General features: G+C 56.4%; 12 protein-coding genes. 5 read left to right on the top strand and 7 right to left on the bottom strand.

Going from position 1 to position 19,022, the window contains the following annotated elements; translation table 11 throughout:
• Window positions 1-91: 91 nt before the first annotated feature.
• Window positions 92-1,012: an alpha/beta hydrolase gene (locus tag V9K67_RS02875; RefSeq protein ID WP_336719936.1), complete on the bottom strand. Its 921-nt coding sequence runs from the start codon at window positions 1,010-1,012 to the stop codon at window positions 92-94.
• Window positions 1,013-1,331: 319 nt separating this feature from the next.
• Between V9K67_RS02875 and V9K67_RS02880 the strand changes: the two genes are divergently transcribed.
• On the top strand, window positions 1,332-6,305 hold the full coding sequence (locus V9K67_RS02880; protein WP_336719937.1) for a PKD domain-containing protein: 4,974 nt from the start codon (window positions 1,332-1,334) through the stop codon (window positions 6,303-6,305).
• 90 nt (window positions 6,306-6,395) lie between these two features.
• Here the strand turns inward: V9K67_RS02880 and V9K67_RS02885 are convergent, their stop codons facing one another.
• From V9K67_RS02885 to V9K67_RS02895, 3 genes are all read right to left on the bottom strand, one after another.
• On the bottom strand, window positions 6,396-7,796 hold the full coding sequence (locus V9K67_RS02885) for a TlpA family protein disulfide reductase (RefSeq protein WP_336719939.1): 1,401 nt from the start codon (window positions 7,794-7,796) through the stop codon (window positions 6,396-6,398).
• Window positions 7,797-7,901: 105 nt separating this feature from the next.
• A complete protein-coding gene (locus V9K67_RS02890) occupies window positions 7,902-9,218 on the bottom strand; it encodes a hemolysin family protein (RefSeq protein WP_336719941.1) in 1,317 nt (438 codons plus the stop codon).
• A gap of 12 nt (window positions 9,219-9,230) precedes the next feature.
• A complete protein-coding gene (locus tag V9K67_RS02895; protein ID WP_336719943.1) occupies window positions 9,231-9,839 on the bottom strand; it encodes a phosphatase PAP2 family protein in 609 nt (202 codons plus the stop codon).
• Between the two features lie 106 nt (window positions 9,840-9,945).
• Between V9K67_RS02895 and V9K67_RS02900 the strand changes: the two genes are divergently transcribed.
• The gene (locus V9K67_RS02900) at window positions 9,946-11,913 is read left to right on the top strand and encodes an LTA synthase family protein (protein WP_336719944.1); all 1,968 of its coding nucleotides are present in this window, start codon (window positions 9,946-9,948) and stop codon (window positions 11,911-11,913) included.
• 60 nt (window positions 11,914-11,973) lie between these two features.
• Here the strand turns inward: V9K67_RS02900 and V9K67_RS02905 are convergent, their stop codons facing one another.
• Window positions 11,974-12,717 (bottom strand): SAM-dependent methyltransferase, encoded by a 744-nt coding sequence (locus V9K67_RS02905; protein WP_336719945.1) that lies wholly within the window; start codon window positions 12,715-12,717, stop codon window positions 11,974-11,976.
• 110 nt (window positions 12,718-12,827) lie between these two features.
• On the opposite strand from V9K67_RS02905, the gene glmM reads away from it, so the two are divergent.
• Complete coding sequence (gene glmM / locus V9K67_RS02910) at window positions 12,828-14,216, top strand: phosphoglucosamine mutase (RefSeq protein ID WP_336719946.1); 1,389 nt, start codon at window positions 12,828-12,830, stop codon at window positions 14,214-14,216.
• Window positions 14,217-14,340: 124 nt separating this feature from the next.
• Window positions 14,341-15,537 carry a cysteine desulfurase family protein gene (locus V9K67_RS02915; RefSeq protein WP_336719947.1) on the top strand — a complete coding sequence of 399 codons (1,197 nt, stop codon included), beginning with the start codon at window positions 14,341-14,343 and terminating at the stop codon, window positions 15,535-15,537.
• Between the two features lie 141 nt (window positions 15,538-15,678).
• Here the strand turns inward: V9K67_RS02915 and V9K67_RS02920 are convergent, their stop codons facing one another.
• Complete coding sequence (locus V9K67_RS02920) at window positions 15,679-15,900, bottom strand: PspC domain-containing protein (RefSeq protein ID WP_336719948.1); 222 nt, start codon at window positions 15,898-15,900, stop codon at window positions 15,679-15,681.
• A gap of 160 nt (window positions 15,901-16,060) precedes the next feature.
• On the opposite strand from V9K67_RS02920, the gene V9K67_RS02925 reads away from it, so the two are divergent.
• Complete coding sequence (locus tag V9K67_RS02925) at window positions 16,061-18,328, top strand: aconitate hydratase (protein WP_336719949.1); 2,268 nt, start codon at window positions 16,061-16,063, stop codon at window positions 18,326-18,328.
• Between the two features lie 53 nt (window positions 18,329-18,381).
• On the opposite strand, the gene V9K67_RS02930 is transcribed toward V9K67_RS02925, so the two are convergent.
• Window positions 18,382-18,948, bottom strand: coding sequence for a UbiX family flavin prenyltransferase (locus tag V9K67_RS02930; RefSeq protein ID WP_336719950.1), 567 nt, complete (start codon window positions 18,946-18,948; stop codon window positions 18,382-18,384).
• Window positions 18,949-19,022 lie beyond the last annotated feature (74 nt).

A 19,022-nucleotide genomic window follows, 5' to 3' on the forward strand; every position in this document is an offset into this window, starting at 1 on the left:
CCGCACTTATTTCTTAATAGATCTTTGTCCTATTTATTTTGACGGACCGGCCTAATGCCTAATATCCCAATTAACCAATTAACCAATATCCTTATTTATTCAGCGCGAGCATCCAATCCAGCAGCCTGCCCGTCCAGGTTTCCAGGTAGCCGCGGCCCAGGCCCAGGCCAAAGCCATGGCCGCCGGTGGGGTAAATGTGCATTTCGGCGGGCACGCCGTTATTTTTCAGCGCCTGGTAAAAGGAGAGGCTGTTCTCTACGGGCACGGCCTTGTCGTCGGTGGCATGCACCAGGAAGGTCGGGGGCGTTTCCCGCGTCACCTGCAGGTCGTTGGAGTAAAAGCGCGCCAGGGCCGTATCGGGGGTAGCACCGATGAGGTTGTTGCGCGAACCCGCATGCATATACTCCCGGGTCATGGTGATCACCGGGTACACCAACACCATAAAGTCGGGGCGGGAGCTCAGGCGGTCCACCGAGTCGGCGGCCGCGGCCTCGCCGGCGGTGAAATGGGTGCCGGCCGTGGAGGCCAGGTGGCCCCCGGCGGAAAAGCCCATAATACCTACCTTATCTTTATGAATATTCCATTTCCCGGCTTGCGACCGCACCAGCCGGATGGCCCGTTGGGCATCCATCAGGGGCGACTGGTGAGGTACCACGTTGCTCTTGGAGTTGGGCAGGCGGTACTTCAGCACAAAAGCGGCAATGCCCCGCGAATTGAGCAGTTTGGCAAATTCGGTCCCTTCCCAGTCGTACGACAAGGTGCCGTAGCCGCCCCCGGGGCACAGGATCACCGCCTGGCCGGTAGCTACCCGCTTCGGTGGCAGAAAGACCGCAATATCAGGGGTTTGCACCGTGTACACATGGATGGTCTGTCCGGTATCTCTTCTTTCCGTTTCAGCGGTTTTTTTGTAATTTGGAACTTTACCTGCCGGCCAAAGGGGTACGGTCTGTTGCGCCACACTTTGCAAAAAGGGGAACAACAAAATGGGGAAGATCGATAGGGCTTTTCGCATAATGGTAAATAATTGCTCGCCAAGCTAAGGATAAAAATCAGATGGGTTTTCTTTTTTTCCTCCCCGGTTCCGGCCCATCCGTTCGCCCGTGGCGGCTTTTGCCCGCCGCAATTGTTCCCGGTTAAAAAATGATGAGCTTTTAACTCTTCCTTGGCATAATATTTATACTGGTGTATTGTTGAGCTATGTCGGCCTGCAGTGTGTCCTGTTACCTGGTCTTTTCGAACCGATTCCGTTATCCAATTTTCTTCGAACGAACTTTTACCGGACCCCGTTTGCACCATAAGTGCTGCCATTATTAGCCTTTAACGTAATACGTATGTACACATCCGCCAAACTAAGATTGCATGCTGGTGCCTTTTTGCTGACCTGCCTGCTGCTGCTTGTTACTGCCGTGTCTCATGCCCAGTTGAGCGCTGATTTTGAAGTGAACAGGGCAGGAGGCTGCGCGCCGGTTACCATCTTTTTTACCAACACCACCACCGGTGCTTCCGCGGCTGCCAAGTATAAATGGGAGTTCGGCAACGGCTCCACTTCCCAGGTGCCGAGCAATGTCGCTGCTACCTTTAAAGAGGAGAAAACGTATACCGTTACCCTGACGGTAACCGATGGCGGCCAGGTTGCCACCAGGCAAAAAACCGTCACGGCCTATAAAAAGCCTACCATTGACTTTTCCTACGTTCCCAGCGGCGGCTGTATCCCGGTGGCCGTCAGCTTCACCTCCAGCTCCACCCCCGGCGACGGATCGATCGCTTCGTACCTGTGGGACTATGGCGACGGTACCACCGAGGAGGGCGCCAACCTGCAACAGGTAAGCCATACCTACGACTTCGCCCAGAAAGCTTCCGTGAGCCTGACCGTCACCAACAGCTTTGGCTGCTTTGCCACGCTGGAGAAAGCCCAGATCGTGGACGCCAAGGGAGGGGTAAAGGCCGCCTTTACCGCCAACAAAACCGGTCTCTGCCGCACCGACGAGGTGGTGCAGTTCGAAGATAAAAGTACCCCCCTGGGTACCTATACCTATTTATGGGAATTCGGCGACGGCCAGACCTCCACGGAAAAGGCGCCTTCGCATGTGTATAACCAGCAAGGGGTGTTCCCGGTGAAGCTGACGGTGACGCCCGCCAATGGCTGCCCCGGCATTGCCCAGAAGGACTCCTTTATCCATGTCTCCAGCTTCACGGCCGATTTCGAAGCACCCCAGGTAAGCTGTGAAGGCTCCCAGGTGCTGCTGGTAAATAAAAGCCTCCCCCTGCCTACGAGCAGCCGTTGGGAGTTTGAAAACCTGCCGCCGGTGAGCACCACCCGCGACCAGGTAACGGTGACCTTCCCCACGGCCGGCCCGCAGCAGGTTAAGCTGACCAATATGTACGGGGCGTGCTCTGAAACCGTTACCAAAACGGTGGACATTGCCGCCAAGCCCCAGGCGCAGCCCTTCGACGCCGTCTTTACCACCGCATGCGGGGCGCCGGCCACCCTCAATTTCCGCGACAATACGCCCGGGGCCGTAGCCTGGCAATGGAACCTCGACGGGGACGCCGCCCGCGTGCCGGAGTCCACCGAGCAGGCGCCCGTCTATACCTATAATAAAAACGGCCAATACCGCGTGCGCCTGCAGGTGGCCAATGCCGCCGGCTGCATCGACAGCGTTTTCAAAACGGTAACCGTCAAAAACCAGGTCATCCGCATCACGGTCACCAAGTCCACTAGTACCGGCGTCCCCGGCATCTCCTGCGCCCCCTTTACCATGGACTTCGCGACAACCAGCACCGATCCCATCAAGAGCTATAACTGGATTCTCAATGATGTGCCGGTATCCACCAGTGCGACGCCCCAGCTTTCGTTTTCCACCCTGGGCACCTATACCCTCAAGCTCGAGTACACCACCGAAGGCGGGTGCACCGGCGTGGCCACCTACCCGACCATTGCTTATTACCAACAGCCGGTGGTGGATTTCGCTTCCCAGTCCGGCACCACCATTTGCGGCAACAGCCCCGTTCAGTTTTCGTCGAATGTGGTCAGCGGCACCGCCACCCAGTGGCGCTGGAACTTTGGCCAGGGTGCCGCCAGCGTGGGTACCGGCGCCACCACTACCTATAAATATACCAGCGGGGGCACCTTTGACGTTACCCTGGTCGCCAGCAACGGCGGTTGCGAGACAAAGGTGACGAAGCCGGCCTACATTACCGTGCTGCCGCCTTTCCCCGATATTGCAGCGGCCAAAAACGCCTGCCTGGACAACCGGGGTACCGTTACCTTTACGCAGGCGTCCAAACAGGTGCTTTCCGGGGAATGGGATTTTGGCGACGGCACCCGCCTGCCCTTCGATGCCGCTGCGACGGAAATAAAACATGCCTACAGCAGGAGCGGGGCTTACAATGTGGTGCTGACCGCCACCAACGGCCAGTGCGTGGTGAAGGATTCCCTGACCGCCTATGTATTGCTGAAGCAGGCCCCCACGCTGACCACCGCGCGCACCCAGATCTGCTCGAACGAAAGCCTGCAAGTAACCGTGGCCGGCCTGGAGGCCAACCCTTATGCCCCCAATCCCAACTATAAGCTTACAAAATTCATTTACGGCGACGGAACCGACTTTGCCGGCACCGGCGTTAACCTGGAGCAGTTGTGGAAAGCTCCCTTCTCGGCTACCCTGGGCGGTTTTGAACTCAAGGACAACCTGAAAGCCGTAGTCCGGTCGGAGTATTTCGGCTGCTTCGACACCACCAATGTCGTTCCCCTGGATGTGCGCGGACCGGCGGCTTCCTTTAGCCTGGCGGCTTCCGCTTTCTGTTTCAACAAGCCGGTGGTCTTTACCGATAAATCCCGGGCGGGCAATAACGTGCCTATTAAAACCTGGGAATGGAATTTTGGTGACAACACCACCGTTACCAACACCACCGGCAATGCGGTAACGCACGCGTATGCCGGCCCCGGCAACTATGTGGCGACGCTGAAGGTGACCGATGAAGAAGGCTGCTTTGCCGTGTTCAAGGCCGCCGATACCCTGCGGGCTTCCGGTCCCCAGGCGAAGGCCGCGGCTTCGGATACCTCGGTCATGGTCGGCTCTACCGTCAACTTTTACAACAGAACCCTTGATTACAACAGCACCGATACGAAGGTGAAATGGTTCTTTACCGATGGCACCACTTCCACCCTGGAGAACCCGGTGAAGAAATATACCGTAGGGCAGGTGGATTCGGTACGGCTGGTAGCTTCCAGCGCCACCACCGGCTGCACCGATGAGGCTATAGTAGCGGTCAAGGTGAAAATAGTGAACGTAGCGTTTACCACCACTACCAAGTACCAGAACGGGGACCAGTGCCCGCCGCTGCTGGCCCGGTTTACCAATACCTCGGTCAACATCGACAGCTTTTACTGGGATTTCGGCGATGGCAGCGCCGCCGGTAAGACCTATTCGCCTTCCCATACCTACGAAAAGCCCGGGGAGTACACCGTAAAGCTCTACGGTTATGCCGGTAACCTGGAAGATAACGTGCAGACCATTATACATGTGGCGGGACCGACGGCGACCCTGAGTGCGGACAAGCTGTTCGGCTGTAATAGCCAGACCGTTACCCTGAAGGCCGACATCAAGGATGCGACCACCTTTATCTGGAACATGGGAGACGGTACGCTGAAGCAGGTGCAGGACCAGACCGTCGTGCACACCTACGCCTCCCCGGGTGTGTACCAGCCCTCCCTGATCCTGAACGACAACAGCGGTTGCGCTTCCAGCTTCGAGCTGGCCGACACGATCGTGATCGACAGCCTGGCCGTTAGCCTGAAGAACAGCGATACTAAATTCTGCGATGAAGCCGAGATCAACTTCGTTCCCGAGATCCGGAGCATTGCTGCGGACGAGGCTGGAAAGGAGCTTACCTACCGCTGGGACTTCGGTACCGGCAGGGCCGGCGACATCCAAACGGTGCGGGACGCCTCGTTCCACTACAGCCAGCCCGGCGATTATACGGTGAAACTGCAGGTGGTATCGCCTTACGGCTGCCGCCAGGAAGTGTCGCTGCCCATACAGGTGAACCCCACGCCCAAAGCCGGCATAACCGGCCCGGATAACGTTTGCGTGGATGCACCGGCCACCTTTAAGGGAACCGTGGACGTTTCGGGGCCGGTAGAATGGAAGTGGTCGTTTGGCAACGGCAACCGGCCCGAGGTTCAGAATCCCGAGCCCCAGTATTTTTCGGAGGCGGATGAGGAACAACCGATTCGCCTGGTGGTCAAAAGCAAGGGATGTACCGATACGGCCCGGGCGATCCTGGCGATCAACCCGAGACCCCGGCTGGAAATATCGGCTTCCAAAACCAACCTGTGCCCGAATGAAACGGTGCAGCTGACGGCCGAAGGCGGCAGCTCCCGTACCTGGAGCCCGGCGCGGTGGCTGAGCGATGCCACTGATAAGAACCCGAAAGCCAAACCCCAGGCCACCATCATGTATACCGTGACCAACGTCAGCAGTAAAGGCTGTACCAATACGGATTCCATCCTGTTGACGGTGGCGACCAAATTTGACCTTATCTCCAATGATACCTCGGTCTGTATGGGCAGGAGCGTACAATTGAACGCTGCCGGCGGTGATGTGTACCTGTGGTCGGCCGCTAATATGGCGGAGATCAACGATGTGCACAGCCCCCGCCCCGTGGTAACGCCGACTGCTACTTCCGGCCATACCGATTACACGGTAAAGGTGGTCGATTCGCTGGGCTGCTTCCCGCAGGAAACCGTTATCCGGGTAAACATCAACCCGCTGCCCTCGGTGAATGCAGGGCCGGATGCCGAGGTGCTGGCCGCCTCGCCCTACCAGCTGCAGCCCACCGCCAGCAGTGACGTGACCAAGTGGCGCTGGCTGCCCGCCGACTACCTGGATTGCAACACCTGCCCGTCGCCCACCGCCACGCCGAAGTCGCCCATCACCTACGGAGTGCGCGTGCTGAACCAGTACGGCTGCGAGGCCACGGACACCGTCAACATCCGCCTGTTCTGCAACGGCGCCGGCCAGGTATATATCCCGAATGCCTTTACACCCAACTACGACGGAAAGAACGATGTCTTTTATATAAAGGGAATGGGGATCAGCAACATCAAGTCCCTCCAGATCTTCAACCGCTGGGGCGATGTGGTCTTCCTCAAAACCAACTTCGCCATCGATGACCGGTCGGCAGGATGGAACGGCATGTACAAAAACCAGCTGGTACCGACAGGCACCTATATCTATTTCGTGGAACTGCAGTGCGGCGAGGAGACCTTCCAGCAGAAGGGAACCGTTACTGTTGTGTATTAGTGGAATTGGTTAATTGGTTAATTGGGATATTTGGAATTGAAGAATCTTTTCATTGTCAAGACTTAATAACCCAATTAACCCATTAACCCCTCATTGCTTGAGGGCTTCTTCGATCAACCGCACCAGTGCCTGGCCGTTGTCGGAGTAGGGAAGGGGAAGGTTCGACGAAAAGAACCTTCCCCTTTTGTCGATCAGGAAGCGGGCGGGGTAGCCCGTGATGCCGTAATCTTTTACCACGGGGTGGCTTTCTCCTTTTCCATCGGTGTACAGGTTGACCGCGTACTGCAGGCCGAGGCGGCTGACCGCTTTCAGCCATTCCTCCTTCCGGCTGTCGATGGATATGTTCAGGAACACCACGCCGGGCTGGTTGCGGAAATGTTCTGTTACGGGCTTCATGGCCCCGAACAGGTAGCGGCAGGGCGTGCAGTTGGCAAACCAGAAGTCCAGCACCACCACCTTTCCCCGGTACTGCGCCAGGCTGACCCCGTTGTTTTGGGTGTCCGGAAGGGTAAAGTCCCGTGCGGGCAGGCCGGCGCCGGCGCGCTTCTGGCGCCCGTATTCTTTTTCCACCAGGGCCTTCAGCTCCGGGGCGGCCGTACCGCCTAAAAAGTCGGTCAGGGCCTGCTCGGTTCCCTTGTCCACCACGTTTTCGAGTTTGGCCAGCAGCAGGGCCGCCAGCACCCGGTCCTGTACTTTGCCGGTACAAAGGGAGCGTGCCAGGGTGTATTTGTTGTAAAAACCGTATTTGCCGCCGTACAGGTTCCAGAGCATGGTGTAATCCAGTTCGGCCCGCTGCACGCAGTAGTTGAGGAACCCGGGAGAGGCGGCCACCGTATCGTCCTGGGTGATGGCCCAGCGGCTGCTGAAGATCCAGGCCCCGTACAGCCGCTCCGCCTCCTGTTGCTTTCCCGGCCAGGAGCGCAGCAGGGCGATCCGTTTCACCTTTTCGGCTTCCACGCCGGACCAGATATCGGTAAAAAATATCCTGTAGGCCGCCGGCGACAATGCTTCTTTGAACTGTTCCAGCAGGGCCAGCTGTTCTTTTTTGCGGCCTTCGAGGAAGCGGAAAAAGGGCTCGTGCTGGAGCTGTAGGGGTGAGCGCTGGGGCAGCTGCGCCCAGCCGGCAAACTGCTGTTCTGCCGCCGCCTGGTACCGGAGCTTGGCCGCTCCTTTGCCTCCTGCAGGCGCCAGGCCGGAGGCACCTTCTTCCAGCCCGATGCTGTCGCCCGGCTCCAGCAGGCGGTAGTCGCATTGGAAGTTCCCGGCAGAGAGGCGAAAGAGGGCCGGCTCTTTCAGGAAGAAGCGGACCGAAAAGCGCCCCTCTGCCACGGGCAGCAGCGTATCCGTTGTAGCCTGCTGCGGCCCGAACGGATACAGTTGTACCCGCACCAGTTTTACCGATGTATCGCGGAACGTCCCAACCAGGTGGGCCGGCTGTTGCGCCTGCAGTGCTGCAGGCAGAAAGAAAAGGAAAAAAAGGAGTTTGTTCATGAATGGGAACATAAGCGGCATCAGGTGCCGGGATTAGCAAATAAAAAAGGCCTTTTGCAATGGGTGGTGCAAAAGGCCTTTAAAATATATTATGTGGTAAATCGGCTATTCATTTTCTTCTTCCTCTTCTTCCTTCATTTCATCGATGATCTCCTGGTCGGGTTTTACCAGGATCTTGTCGATGCGGTGGCCGTCCATGTCCATGATCTCGAAGGTGAAGCCCCGCCAGCTCATTTTGTCGCCGGGCTGGGGAATGCGTTCCAGCTCGTGCAGGATACAGCCGGCCAGGGTGTCGAACTGGTATTCTTCCTCGCCCAGCCATTCGGTGCGGTGAAAGCGGGTCAGGAAATCATAGAACGGGATCTGGGCATCCACCAGGTAGGTGTCGTCCTCCCGCTTGGTGATCTCGTAATCCTCGATATTCGACTGCGGGATGTCGCCTACGATGGCTTCGAGGATATCGTTCAGGGTGATCATGCCGCGGACGCTGCCGTATTCGTCCACGATAAAGCAGGAGTGGATCTTCGACTCCTTGAACTTTTCCATCACCTGGTAGGCCGTGTTGTTGTCGGGTACGAACAGGGCCGGCTTCATCAGGTCCTTGAACAGGGTAAGGTCGTCCGACACATAGAGGTCCTTGATGGACACCACGCCCTTGATGTCGTCGATGTCGCCGTCGCAGATGGGATAGACCGAGTGCGGATCCTCGATGATCTTCTCCCGGATCAATTCTTCGTTGTCGTTGATGTCAAACCAGATCATGTCGCTGCGGTGCGTCATCAGCGAAGTGATGTTGCGGTCGCCGAGGTGGAAGATGCGTTCAATCAGTTCCTTTTCCTCTTCCTCGATGGTGCCGGCTTCGGTGCCTTCGGAAATAATGGCCTTGATCTCTTCTTCCGTTACCGAATCATCCTTGGTTTGCTTGATGTTGAAGATGCGGAAAAAAAGGTTGCTGGTTTTATTGAGCAGCCACACGATGGGGTGGGTGAACCGGGCGAAGCCGCTCATAGGCCCGGCCACCGACTTGGCGATGCTTTCGGCATTGAGCAGGCCGATGCGCTTGGGGATCAGCTCGCCGAAAACGATGGACAGGAAGGTAACGACAATAACGATCAGCGTGGTGGAAATGGTTTTGGCATAGGGGCGGAGCGGCTCGATCTGGTCGAATACCGGTTCCAGGTAAATGCTGAACTTTTCGCCGGAATACACACCCGTGATGATGGCGATCAGGGTAATGCCGATCTGGGCGGCCGAAAGAAAGATCTCGGGATTGTTGGACAGCTTCAGGGCGGCGCCCGCTCTTTTATCGCCTTTTTCCGACAAACTTTCGAGCCTGGTTTTGCGGGCCGACACCAGGGCGATCTCCGACATTGTAAATAAACCGTTCAGTAAAATCAATCCAAACAATATGACTATATCCATTTAGGGTATAAGTTAAACTTCTAAATTAAGGTATCCGGCCCTTTTATGGAAACCATAGGCCGTTAAAAGTCCGCAGGCAGCCCCTACGATTCCGCCGCCGAGTACGTCCAGGGGATAATGCACGCCCACATAGATCTGGGCGTAGGAAATGAAAAAGGCCCACAGGTAAAAGACGTAGATCCACCGTTTGAAGGTCGAATACAGGGTGACGCTGACATAGGTGGCCATGCCGAAGTGGTTGGCGGCATGGGAGGAGGTAAAGCTGTAGGACCCGGAGCAGCCCTTCAGCAGCAGCCGTACCTGGTCCAGGAAAAACGGGTCCTGGCAGGGGCGCAGCCGCTGGAAGCTTTCCTTGAACCCCTTGCTGCTGACCGTGTCGGCAAGGGCTACGGTGCACAAAAAGAAAATGCTCCACCACAGGCCCTTCTTCCCGTAATTCAGCGCCATGAATACCACGATGAACAGGTAAAGCGGGGCCCAAAACACCGAGTCACGGAAGTAGGGCAGGATGAAATCGAAAAAGGGATTGGTCCACTTGCTGTTCAGCAGAAGGAAGAGCCGCTTGTCGAGGGCATCGATTTGTTGCCAGAGGGAATGAAGGGAAATTAGAACGGCCTGCATGCCGCAAATGTAAGCCAATGGACCCATCTCGCCGATTTTGTGACGGTCCGCTGCCGGAAAAGTGCTTGCTTTGCAGTTTTATTCCTGAAAAAGCCTTAAAGACACCATGATGGTACGGTTAGGACTGCCCAAGACATTATTGTGGGTGATCAATTTATTGCTGATTTACCTGCTGATGTTTTCCTTTTTCCGGTTGGTGACCTTCCTGGCCTTCCGTCCGGACGGCGAAACCCTGACAGGACTGATCCCTTCCTTTATCCTGGGGTTGCGCTTCGACCTCCGCTGGATCGGACTGGTGCTGCTGCCCATGGTGCTCCTCAGCCTGTCGCCCGGGCTCTCGCCCTTTCACTCCCACCGCAACCGCAAGGCCTGGACCTGGTACCTGGCCGGGATGACCTTCGTGCTGTTTTTCTTTTTTGCCGCCGACTTCGGCTGCTTCTCTTATAATAAGACCCGGCTGAATGCCAGCGCCCTGAACTTCGTGGAGGATTTCAAGATCTCGATGTCCATGCTCTGGCAGTCGTACCCCCTGTTCTGGCTGGTGCTGGCGCTGGTGGTGTCGGTGCTGCTGTTGCGGTGGATGTTCCGGCGCTCGCATGTGTACGTTATTTCCAAAACCGACGGCCGGGGCATTCCCTACCGTCGCAAATGGTTCGTGGTGGCTACCCTGTTGCTGGGACTGATGGTGTACGGCAACCTCGGTCCCCAGCCCCTGAAATGGAACAACGCCTTCAGCCTGCAGGAAGGTTTCAGGGCCTACCTGGCGCTCAACCCGCTGCAAAACTTCTTTACCACCCTGCGCTTTCGCAAGCCCCAGTTCAACGAAGGCAAGGCCCGCCAAAACTTTCCCCGGCTGGCTGCCTGGATGGGACTGCCCACACAGGAATTCTCCTACCACCGGCAGGTGGCCCCCCGCCCCGGTGCCCTGCGCTCGAAACCCAACGTGGTGCTGGTGGTCTGCGAGTCGTTCAGCATGTACAAAAGCAGCATGAGCGGCAACCCGCTGAATACCACCCCTTACTTCCGCTCCCTTTCGGACAGCGGCATTTTCTTCGAGCGCTGCTTTACGCCCCATTTTTCCACGGCCCGCGGCCTGTTCGCCACCATCACCGGCATCCCCGACGTGCAGCTGTCGAAGTTTTCCACCCGCAACCCGCAGGCCCTGGACCAACACACCATCATCAATAATTTCGAAGGCTACCGCAAAATGTATTTCCTGGGGGGCAGCCCCTCCTTCAACAATTTCGAAGGGCTGATGAAAAACGTCCATGGCGTGGAGATGTTCACCGAAGGGCATTACAACCAGCAGCCGGTAAACGTGTGGGGCATCAGCGATAAGGAGCTTTTTTTAGAGGCCAACCGGGTGTTTGCCCGCCAGCAGGAGCCCTTCTTTGCCGTAGTACAAACCGCCGACAACCACCGCCCCTTTACCATCCCGGCCACGGACCGGGATTTCCAGCCGGAGGAGCTGCCGGCCGACACGCTGAAAAAATACGGCTTCGAGTCGCCGGGCGAGTTCAATGCCTTCCGCTATGCCGACTACTGCTTCCGCCATTTTATAGAAGCGGCAAAAAAGGAAAAATACTTTGACAACACCCTCTTTGTATTCGTGGGCGACCACGGGGTGTCGGGCAATGCTACCCGGGTGTACCCTTCGGTATGGACGGAGCAGCGCCTGACCGACGAGCACGTGCCTCTGCTGTTTTATGCGCCGGCCCTGCTGCAGCCCGGGCGGCATTCGGAGGTAGTTTCGCAGATCGACGTGCTGCCCACCATTGCCGGCCTGGCGGGGCGGCCCTATACCAACACCACCCTGGGCCGCGACGTGCTGAACAACCCGGCAGGTCGTCATTACGCCTTCATCATCTACCACGACGAGGGGCAGATCGGCATGATGACCGACGATTATTATTTTACCAAAAACCTGAATTTCCCGGCCGAAAACCTCCATTTCCTGCCCGGCAAGGATACGTATTCCCCCGCCCAGCAGGACTCCATCCGCCGCCAGCTCTCCGACGTCACCACCGCCTTTTACGAGACGGCGCGTTGGATGCTGATGAATAACAAGAAGTAGTTTACGAGTTTACGAGTTCTCCGGCCTTGAAACAACTCGTAAACTTGTAAACCCGTAAACTCATCCAACTTTCTTGGCTAATATTATCATCCGCGGGGTCTTACGAATATCGTACGGGTTGAGGTGGTAGTCGCCAAAAACCTCGGTGACCTGCATTTTCTGGAAGGCCAGCATATCGGTGAAGTCGCCGAGGGAGAACTTGGCCACCTTTTCGGTATACTCCAGGGGCTGGTCCAGGGCGGGGTCGGTAACGATGATCTTTTTGAAGAAGTGGCCGTCGTCGTGCCAGCGGTGGATCTCGTATTGGGTGTCGTCGACGGTTTTGACTTCATTGTGCACCAGGCGGTCCTCCACGTAGTGCACGTTCAGGTAATCGAACAACAGGGTGCCGGAGGGCTTGATGCTGCTGGCGATGGTCCGCATGGCATCGTCGTGCTCGCGCTGGGTGCCGAAGTAGCCGAAAGAGGTAAAAAAGTTGAAGGCATAGTCGAAATAGTTGACCCAGAAGGGCAGGCGCATGTCGTGCAGGTAGAAGCGCAGCCGGTCGGTCACGGACTGGCTGGCATAGCGGATGCTGTCGGCCGACACATCGATGCCCGTCACGTCAAACCCGTTGGACGCCAATAACTTGCTGTGCCTGCCTTTGCCGCAGGCCACGTCCAGCACCCGGCTATTGGTGGCGGGCTTCAGGTAGCCTATCAGGGTCTCGATAAAGTTTTTTGCCTCCTGTTCATCACGTCCGAAATACAGCTTGTGGTAATAGGGGGAGTTGAACCACTTTTTATACCATTCGTTTGCCGGCATTTAACACTTTTTTACAAATGTAATGGCTATGATGGGTATTCTTAATTTTTTAATACAAGTGGCCTTGGCTTGAAAAGCGTATTTTTGCCACCCTAAAAATTGAAACTTACGTGGCATTAATCAAGAGCATTTCCGGTATCCGGGGTACCATTGGCGGTAAACCCGGCGAGACGCTTAGTCCTATAGATGTGGTTAAATTCACCGCAGCCTTCGGTTCCATCCTGATCGAGAAGAAGACCGACAAAGCCCCCGCAAAGATCGTGGTGGGGCGCGATGGCCGGATCAGCGGCGATATGGTCAGCCAACTGGTGATCAACACCCTCATCGGCCTGGGCATTGAGGTGATTGACCTGGGGCTGTCGACCACGCCGACCGTAGAGCTGGCTACCAAAGCAGAAGGCGCCACCGGCGGCATCATCATCACGGCCAGCCATAACCCCCGCGAATGGAATGCCCTGAAACTGCTGAATGCCGAAGGCGAATTCATCGACGCCGAAACCGGCGCCGAAGTCCTGCGCCGGGCCGAAGCCGGCGACATCAGCTTTGCTCCCGTGGAAAAGCTGGGCAAGGTAACCTCCGACAACACCTGGATACAGAAACATATCGACCTGGTCCTCCAGTATCCCCTGGTGGACGTGCCGGCCATCGAAGCCAAAGGCTTTAAAGTGGTGGTGGATTGCATCAACTCCACCGGCGCCCTGGTGATCCCCGATTTGCTGAAGGCCCTGGGCGTAGCCGAAGTGATCGTGCTGAACGGCGAAGTGAACGGCCGTTTCGCCCACAATCCCGAGCCCCTGCCCGAGCACCTCACGGCCCTGAGCAAGGAAGTGGTAAAGCAGAACGCCCACCTCGGCATCGCCGTCGACCCCGATGTGGACCGCCTGTGCTTTGTGTGCGAGGACGGCTCGATGTTCGGCGAGGAATACACCCTGGTGGCCGTGGCCGACTACGTGCTGTCGAAACGCAACGGCAACACCGTCAGCAACATGAGCAGCACCAAGGCCCTCAAGGAAATCACCCTGAAACATGGCGGCGCCTACTTCCCCTCCGCAGTAGGAGAGGTGAACGTGGTGAAACGCATGAAGGACGTGAATGCCGTCATCGGCGGCGAAGGCAACGGCGGCATCATCGTGCCCGACTTCCATTACGGCCGCGACGCCCTCATCGGCCTGGCCCTGTTCCTGTCGCATTTCGCAGCCTTTACCAAGGGTATGAAGTCGTTCCGCCGCAACTACCCCGACTACTTTATTTCCAAGAATAAGATCGAGCTGGAAACCAGCATCAACGTGCGGGACATCTTCGACAAGATCTGCAAGAAATATAAAAACAACCCGATCAACACCGAGGACGGCCTGAAGATCGAGTTCGATTCCGACTGGGTGCACCTGCGCACGTCCAATACCGAACCCATCATCCGCATCTACGCCGAAAGCTCCTTCGAGACCACGGCAAATAATATTGCCATGCGTTTGATGCAGGATATCAGAGAGTTCAAGTAATTTCGATAGTTTACAAGTTTACGAGTTCCTGGCAGGCGCAAGCAACTCGTAAACTTGTAAACTTGACAAAAGTCAGCTATTGGGGACAACGGAATCCAATAAGTTTGCAGTTTAAAGAACCCCGATGGAAAACAATATCTTAATGAGTATCGAACGGAAACCCTCCATAGCGGGCGCCGGAGGCGTGCGGGACCGGATTTATTTAGACAATGCGGCGACCACGCCTATGGATCCGGAAGTGTTGAGCGCCATGTTGCCGTACATGCAAACCCATTTCGGCAATCCTTCCTCCATTTACTCTTATGGGCGCGAAACGCGGCTGGCGGTGGAAACCGCCCGCAAGGCCGTGGCCAAAATGCTGGGCGCCCGCCCCGGGGAGATCTTCTTCACCAGCGGCGGCACCGAAAGCAACAATACCGCCATTGCCGCCTCCATCCGCGACCTGGGGTGTACCCATATCATTACGTCGCCCATCGAGCACCATGCCGTGCTGCATACCGTGGAATACCATCACCAGCAACATGGGGTGACCACCTCCCTGGTGGCGATCTCCTCCGACGGCCACGTGGATTACGAAAACCTGGAAGCCCAACTGGCCGCAAAGGCTGCCGAAGGCAAGAAATGCCTCGTGACCCTGATGCATGCCAACAACGAGATCGGCACCCTGCTGGGACTGAAGCGGGTAGGGGAGTTGTGCAAAAAGTACGACGCCATCTTCCATTCCGATTGCGTGCAGACCGTAGGCCATTACCCCATCGACCTGGGCCGTCTCTTTATTCATTTCATCTCCGCCTCGGGCCATAAATTCCACGGACCCAAAGGCGTGGGCATCCTCTACGTGAACGAGAACATCAACATCAAGCCCTATATCTTCGGCGGCAGCCAGGAGCGCAACATGCGGGCCGGCACCGAGAACGTGTACGGCATCGTGGGCTTTGCCAAAGCGCTGGAGATTGCCATGCGCGACTACGAAAAGGACAGCACTTATATTAAAGAGCTGAAACGCTACATGGTGCAGGAGCTGAAAGGGGCCCTGGGAGAAGTGTCGTTCAACGGCGATGTGGAGAACGGCCTGTACACGGTGCTGAGCGTTTGTTTCCCGCGGAGCGAGAAGGCGGAATTCCTGTTATTTAACCTCGATATCCACAATATCTGCGTGTCGGGCGGCAGTGCCTGCAGCAGCGGCGCCAACGTCGGCTCGCACGTGATCCAGGCCCTGAACAAGCCGGGAAGCTGGGAAACCGTGCGATTTTCCTTCAGCAAGTACAATACGAAATCAGAGGTCGACCGCGTGGTGGCCGAACTGAAAGAACTGCTGTAGGGGACATTGTCTTCCTGCAAGCAACAAAAAAGCCTCCGGTGCAGCACGCAGCGGAGGCTTTTTTTATAGTACAAAGAAAAAGCCGTAAGCAATTTGTTTAGCAGACTACAGATGGCGGCAATCCTCCATCTGAAAAAAATATTACAGGTAGCGCAGGGGATTCCGGCGGGCGGCAAAAATATAGCGCTTCAGGTTGATCAAAAAGGCCATCACCATATAGAGCACGATGGGAGAGCCAAGCGTTAAAAAGGAAACATATATGAACCACATCCGGATGCGGGAGGTAGCTACCCCCATCTTTTCCCCCAGGGCGGAACAAACGCCGAAGGCCTGCCACTCGATAAAATTCTTTAACTGTTTCATATTTACTTGATGCGAAATTATCTTAATGCGATGCTTTGCTGGTTTTTGCGGGCTGTGTTTAACTCGTTTTTAATAACTTTGCCGCGGCTTTTATAAAAATACTACATTTTGCTGCCACTGAATGCTGGTATTTATTTCACCATTTTTTAAAACCGTTGTCATGCTTTTCGACCTGGATCTTATTAAGAAAGTTTATAGCGATTTGCCTGCCAAAGTTGAAGCCGCCCGCAAAATGCTGGGGCGTCCCCTGACTCTGGCCGAGAAAATTCTGTACTCGCACACGTTTTCTCCCGCTACCCATCCTTACGAAAGAGGTAAGGATTATGTTGATTTCGCACCCGATCGCGTAGCCATGCAGGATGCTACCGCTCAAATGGCCCTGTTGCAGTTTGATACCTGCGGTAGAACCCGCGTAGCGGTTCCCTCCAGCGTGCATTGCGATCACCTGATCCAGGCGAAATCCGGCGCCCAGGAAGACCTGACCAACGCTATTGAAACCAACCGCGAGGTGTACGACTTCCTGGCTTCCATTTCTAACAAATACGGTATCGGTTTCTGGAAACCCGGCGCCGGCATCATCCACCAGGTAGTGCTGGAAAACTACGCCTTCCCCGGCGGTGTGATGATCGGTACCGACTCGCATACGCCGAATGCCGGCGGTCTGGGTATGATCGCCATTGGTGTGGGTGGTGCGGATGCCGTGGACGTGATGGCCGGCCTGCCCTGGGAGCTGAAAATGCCCAAGCTGATCGGTGTTAAGCTGACCGGCAAAATGAACGGCTGGACCTCTGCCAAAGACGTGATCCTGAAAGTCGCCGGCATCCTGACCGTAAAAGGCGGTACCGGTGCAATTGTAGAATACTTCGGCGAAGGCGCTGACAGCCTGAGCTGTACTGGTAAAGCGACCATCTGTAACATGGGTGCCGAGATCGGCGCTACCTGCTCCCTCTTTGCTTACGACGACCGCATGGCCGGCTACCTGAAAGTAACCGAGCGCGGCGCTGTAGCCGAGGCTGCCGATGCCGTTCGCGAACACCTGCGCCCCGACACGGAAGTATACGCCCACCCCGAAAAATACTACGACCAACTGATCGAGATCAACCTCGACGAGCTGGAACCCCACGTAAACGGACCCTTCACTCCGGACCTGGCTACCCCCATCTCCCAAATGGCTGCCGCCGTTAAAGAGCATGGCTGGCCCGACAAAGTGGACGCTACCCTGATCGGTTCCTGCACCAACTCTTCTTACGAAGACATCAGCCGTTCGGCTTCCATCGCCGCCCAGGCGCAAGCCAAAGGCCTGAAAGCCGCTGCCGAATTCATCGTTACCCCCGGCTCCGAAGTGGTACGCTATACCACCGAGAAAGACGGTTACTTCGAAACCTTCGACCAGATCGGCGGTGTCATCATGGCCAACGCCTGCGGACCCTGCATCGGCCAGTGGGCCCGTCACATCGACGACCCGGCTCGTAAGAACACCATCGTTACTTCGTTCAACCGCAACTTCGCCAAGCGCAACGACGGCCTGGCTTCCACCCACGCTTTCGTGGCATCGCCCGAGATCGTTACCGCTTACGCCATCGCCGGCTCCCTGTCCTTCAACCCCCTGAAAGACAAGCTGAAGAACGACAAAGGCGAACTGGTAATGCTCGACGAGCCCAAAGGCTACGAGCTGCCTCCCCAGGGCTTCTCCGTACAGGATCCCGGTTACCAGGCTCCCGCCGAAGACGGCCAGGGCGTACAGGTAGTGGTGAAAGGTGATTCGCAGCGCCTGCAGCTGCTGTCGCCCTTTGCTGCCTGGGAAGGTACCGACCTCAAAGGTCTGAAGCTCCTGATCAAAGCCAAAGGCAAGTGCACCACCGACCACATCTCCATGGCAGGTCCCTGGCTGAAGTACCGTGGTCACCTCGACAACATCTCCAACAACATGCTGATCGGCGCCATCAACTTCTTCAACCTCCAGACCGACACGGTGAAGAACCAGCTGACCGGCGAATACGGCACCGTTCCGGGTACACAGCGCGCTTACAAGGCCGCCGGTATCGGTTCTGTGGTAGTAGGCGACGAGAACTACGGTGAAGGTTCTTCCCGCGAGCACGCGGCCATGGAACCCCGTCACCTGGGTGTTCGCGCCATCGTGGTGAAAAGCTTTGCCCGTATCCACGAGACCAACCTGAAGAAGCAGGGGATGCTGGGTCTGACCTTCGCTGACAAGGATGATTACGAAAAAGTACAGGAAGACGACGTGATCGACATCGTAGGCCTGGACAACTTTGCTCCCGGTCACCAGCTGACCATGGTACTGCACCATGCCAACGGCCAGACCGACGAAGTGAAGCTGAACCACACCTACAACCAGCAGCAGATCGAATGGTTCAAAGCCGGTAGCGCCCTGAACCTGATCCGCAAGCAATTCCAGAACGCCTAAGCGTTTTTTGAATACGAATAAAAAAAGAGCGAAGCCCCGGCTTCGCTCTTTTTTTATTCCTGCCCGCCCCAGCGGTAGCTTTCGTTCTTCAGCCCGGCCAGGTCGATGACGCGGTCCACGACGGTCATGGCTGCCTGTTCCAGTGTTTGGGGCCGGCTGTAGAAGGAGGGGGTGGCGGGACAGAGAATGCCGCCGGCCAGGGTAACGGTTTCCATGTTTCGGATCTGCACCAGGTTGTAGGGCGTTTCCCGGATGACCAGGATGAGCTTTTTGCGTTCCTTCAGCATCACGTCGGCACCCCGGGTGATGAGGTCGTTCGACACGCCGGAGGCGATGCGGCCCAGCGTCCCCATGGAGCAGGGAACAATGATGAGGGCGTCGTACTGCGCCGAGCCGGAAGCAAAAGGGGCCGTAAAGTCTTTGGTGGAAAAATAGCGGGCGGGGAAGGAGCCGTAGCTCTGGTCGTCCAGTTCGGTCTGCCAAACATATTTGGCATTATCGCTCATGGAAATGCATAACTCCTGTACCTGGTCCTTCAGCTGCTGCAGCTTCTGCAGCAATAATTTGGCATAGATCGATCCGCTGGCTCCGGTAATGGCTACTGCTATTTTTTTCTTCATATTCTCTATTAAATAAAAAACACCCAACCAAAGTTAAGGTTGAGTGTTTCAATAATGTTCCGTCAGGAAGGATC

The sequence above is a fragment of the Huijunlia imazamoxiresistens genome, assembly GCF_037132455.1.
Lineage (GTDB): Bacteria > Bacteroidota > Bacteroidia > Chitinophagales > Chitinophagaceae > Flavisolibacter > Flavisolibacter imazamoxiresistens.

Excerpts from the sequence above, each read along its gene's own strand:
- V9K67_RS02900 (WP_336719944.1), top strand. The coding sequence starts at position 9,946 with ATGATGGTACGGTTAGGACTGCCCAAGACATTATTGTGGGTGATCAAT.
- V9K67_RS02920 (WP_336719948.1), bottom strand. The coding sequence starts at position 15,900 with ATGAAACAGTTAAAGAATTTTATCGAGTGGCAGGCCTTCGGCGTTTGT.
- V9K67_RS02875 (WP_336719936.1), bottom strand. The coding sequence starts at position 1,012 with ATGCGAAAAGCCCTATCGATCTTCCCCATTTTGTTGTTCCCCTTTTTG.
- V9K67_RS02895 (WP_336719943.1), bottom strand. The coding sequence starts at position 9,839 with ATGCAGGCCGTTCTAATTTCCCTTCATTCCCTCTGGCAACAAATCGAT.
- V9K67_RS02880 (WP_336719937.1), top strand. The coding sequence starts at position 1,332 with ATGTACACATCCGCCAAACTAAGATTGCATGCTGGTGCCTTTTTGCTG.
- V9K67_RS02885 (WP_336719939.1), bottom strand. The coding sequence starts at position 7,796 with ATGAACAAACTCCTTTTTTTCCTTTTCTTTCTGCCTGCAGCACTGCAG.
- V9K67_RS02890 (WP_336719941.1), bottom strand. The coding sequence starts at position 9,218 with ATGGATATAGTCATATTGTTTGGATTGATTTTACTGAACGGTTTATTT.
- V9K67_RS02925 (WP_336719949.1), top strand. The coding sequence starts at position 16,061 with ATGCTTTTCGACCTGGATCTTATTAAGAAAGTTTATAGCGATTTGCCT.
- V9K67_RS02930 (WP_336719950.1), bottom strand. The coding sequence starts at position 18,948 with ATGAAGAAAAAAATAGCAGTAGCCATTACCGGAGCCAGCGGATCGATC.
- V9K67_RS02905 (WP_336719945.1), bottom strand. The coding sequence starts at position 12,717 with ATGCCGGCAAACGAATGGTATAAAAAGTGGTTCAACTCCCCCTATTAC.
- V9K67_RS02915 (WP_336719947.1), top strand. The coding sequence starts at position 14,341 with ATGGAAAACAATATCTTAATGAGTATCGAACGGAAACCCTCCATAGCG.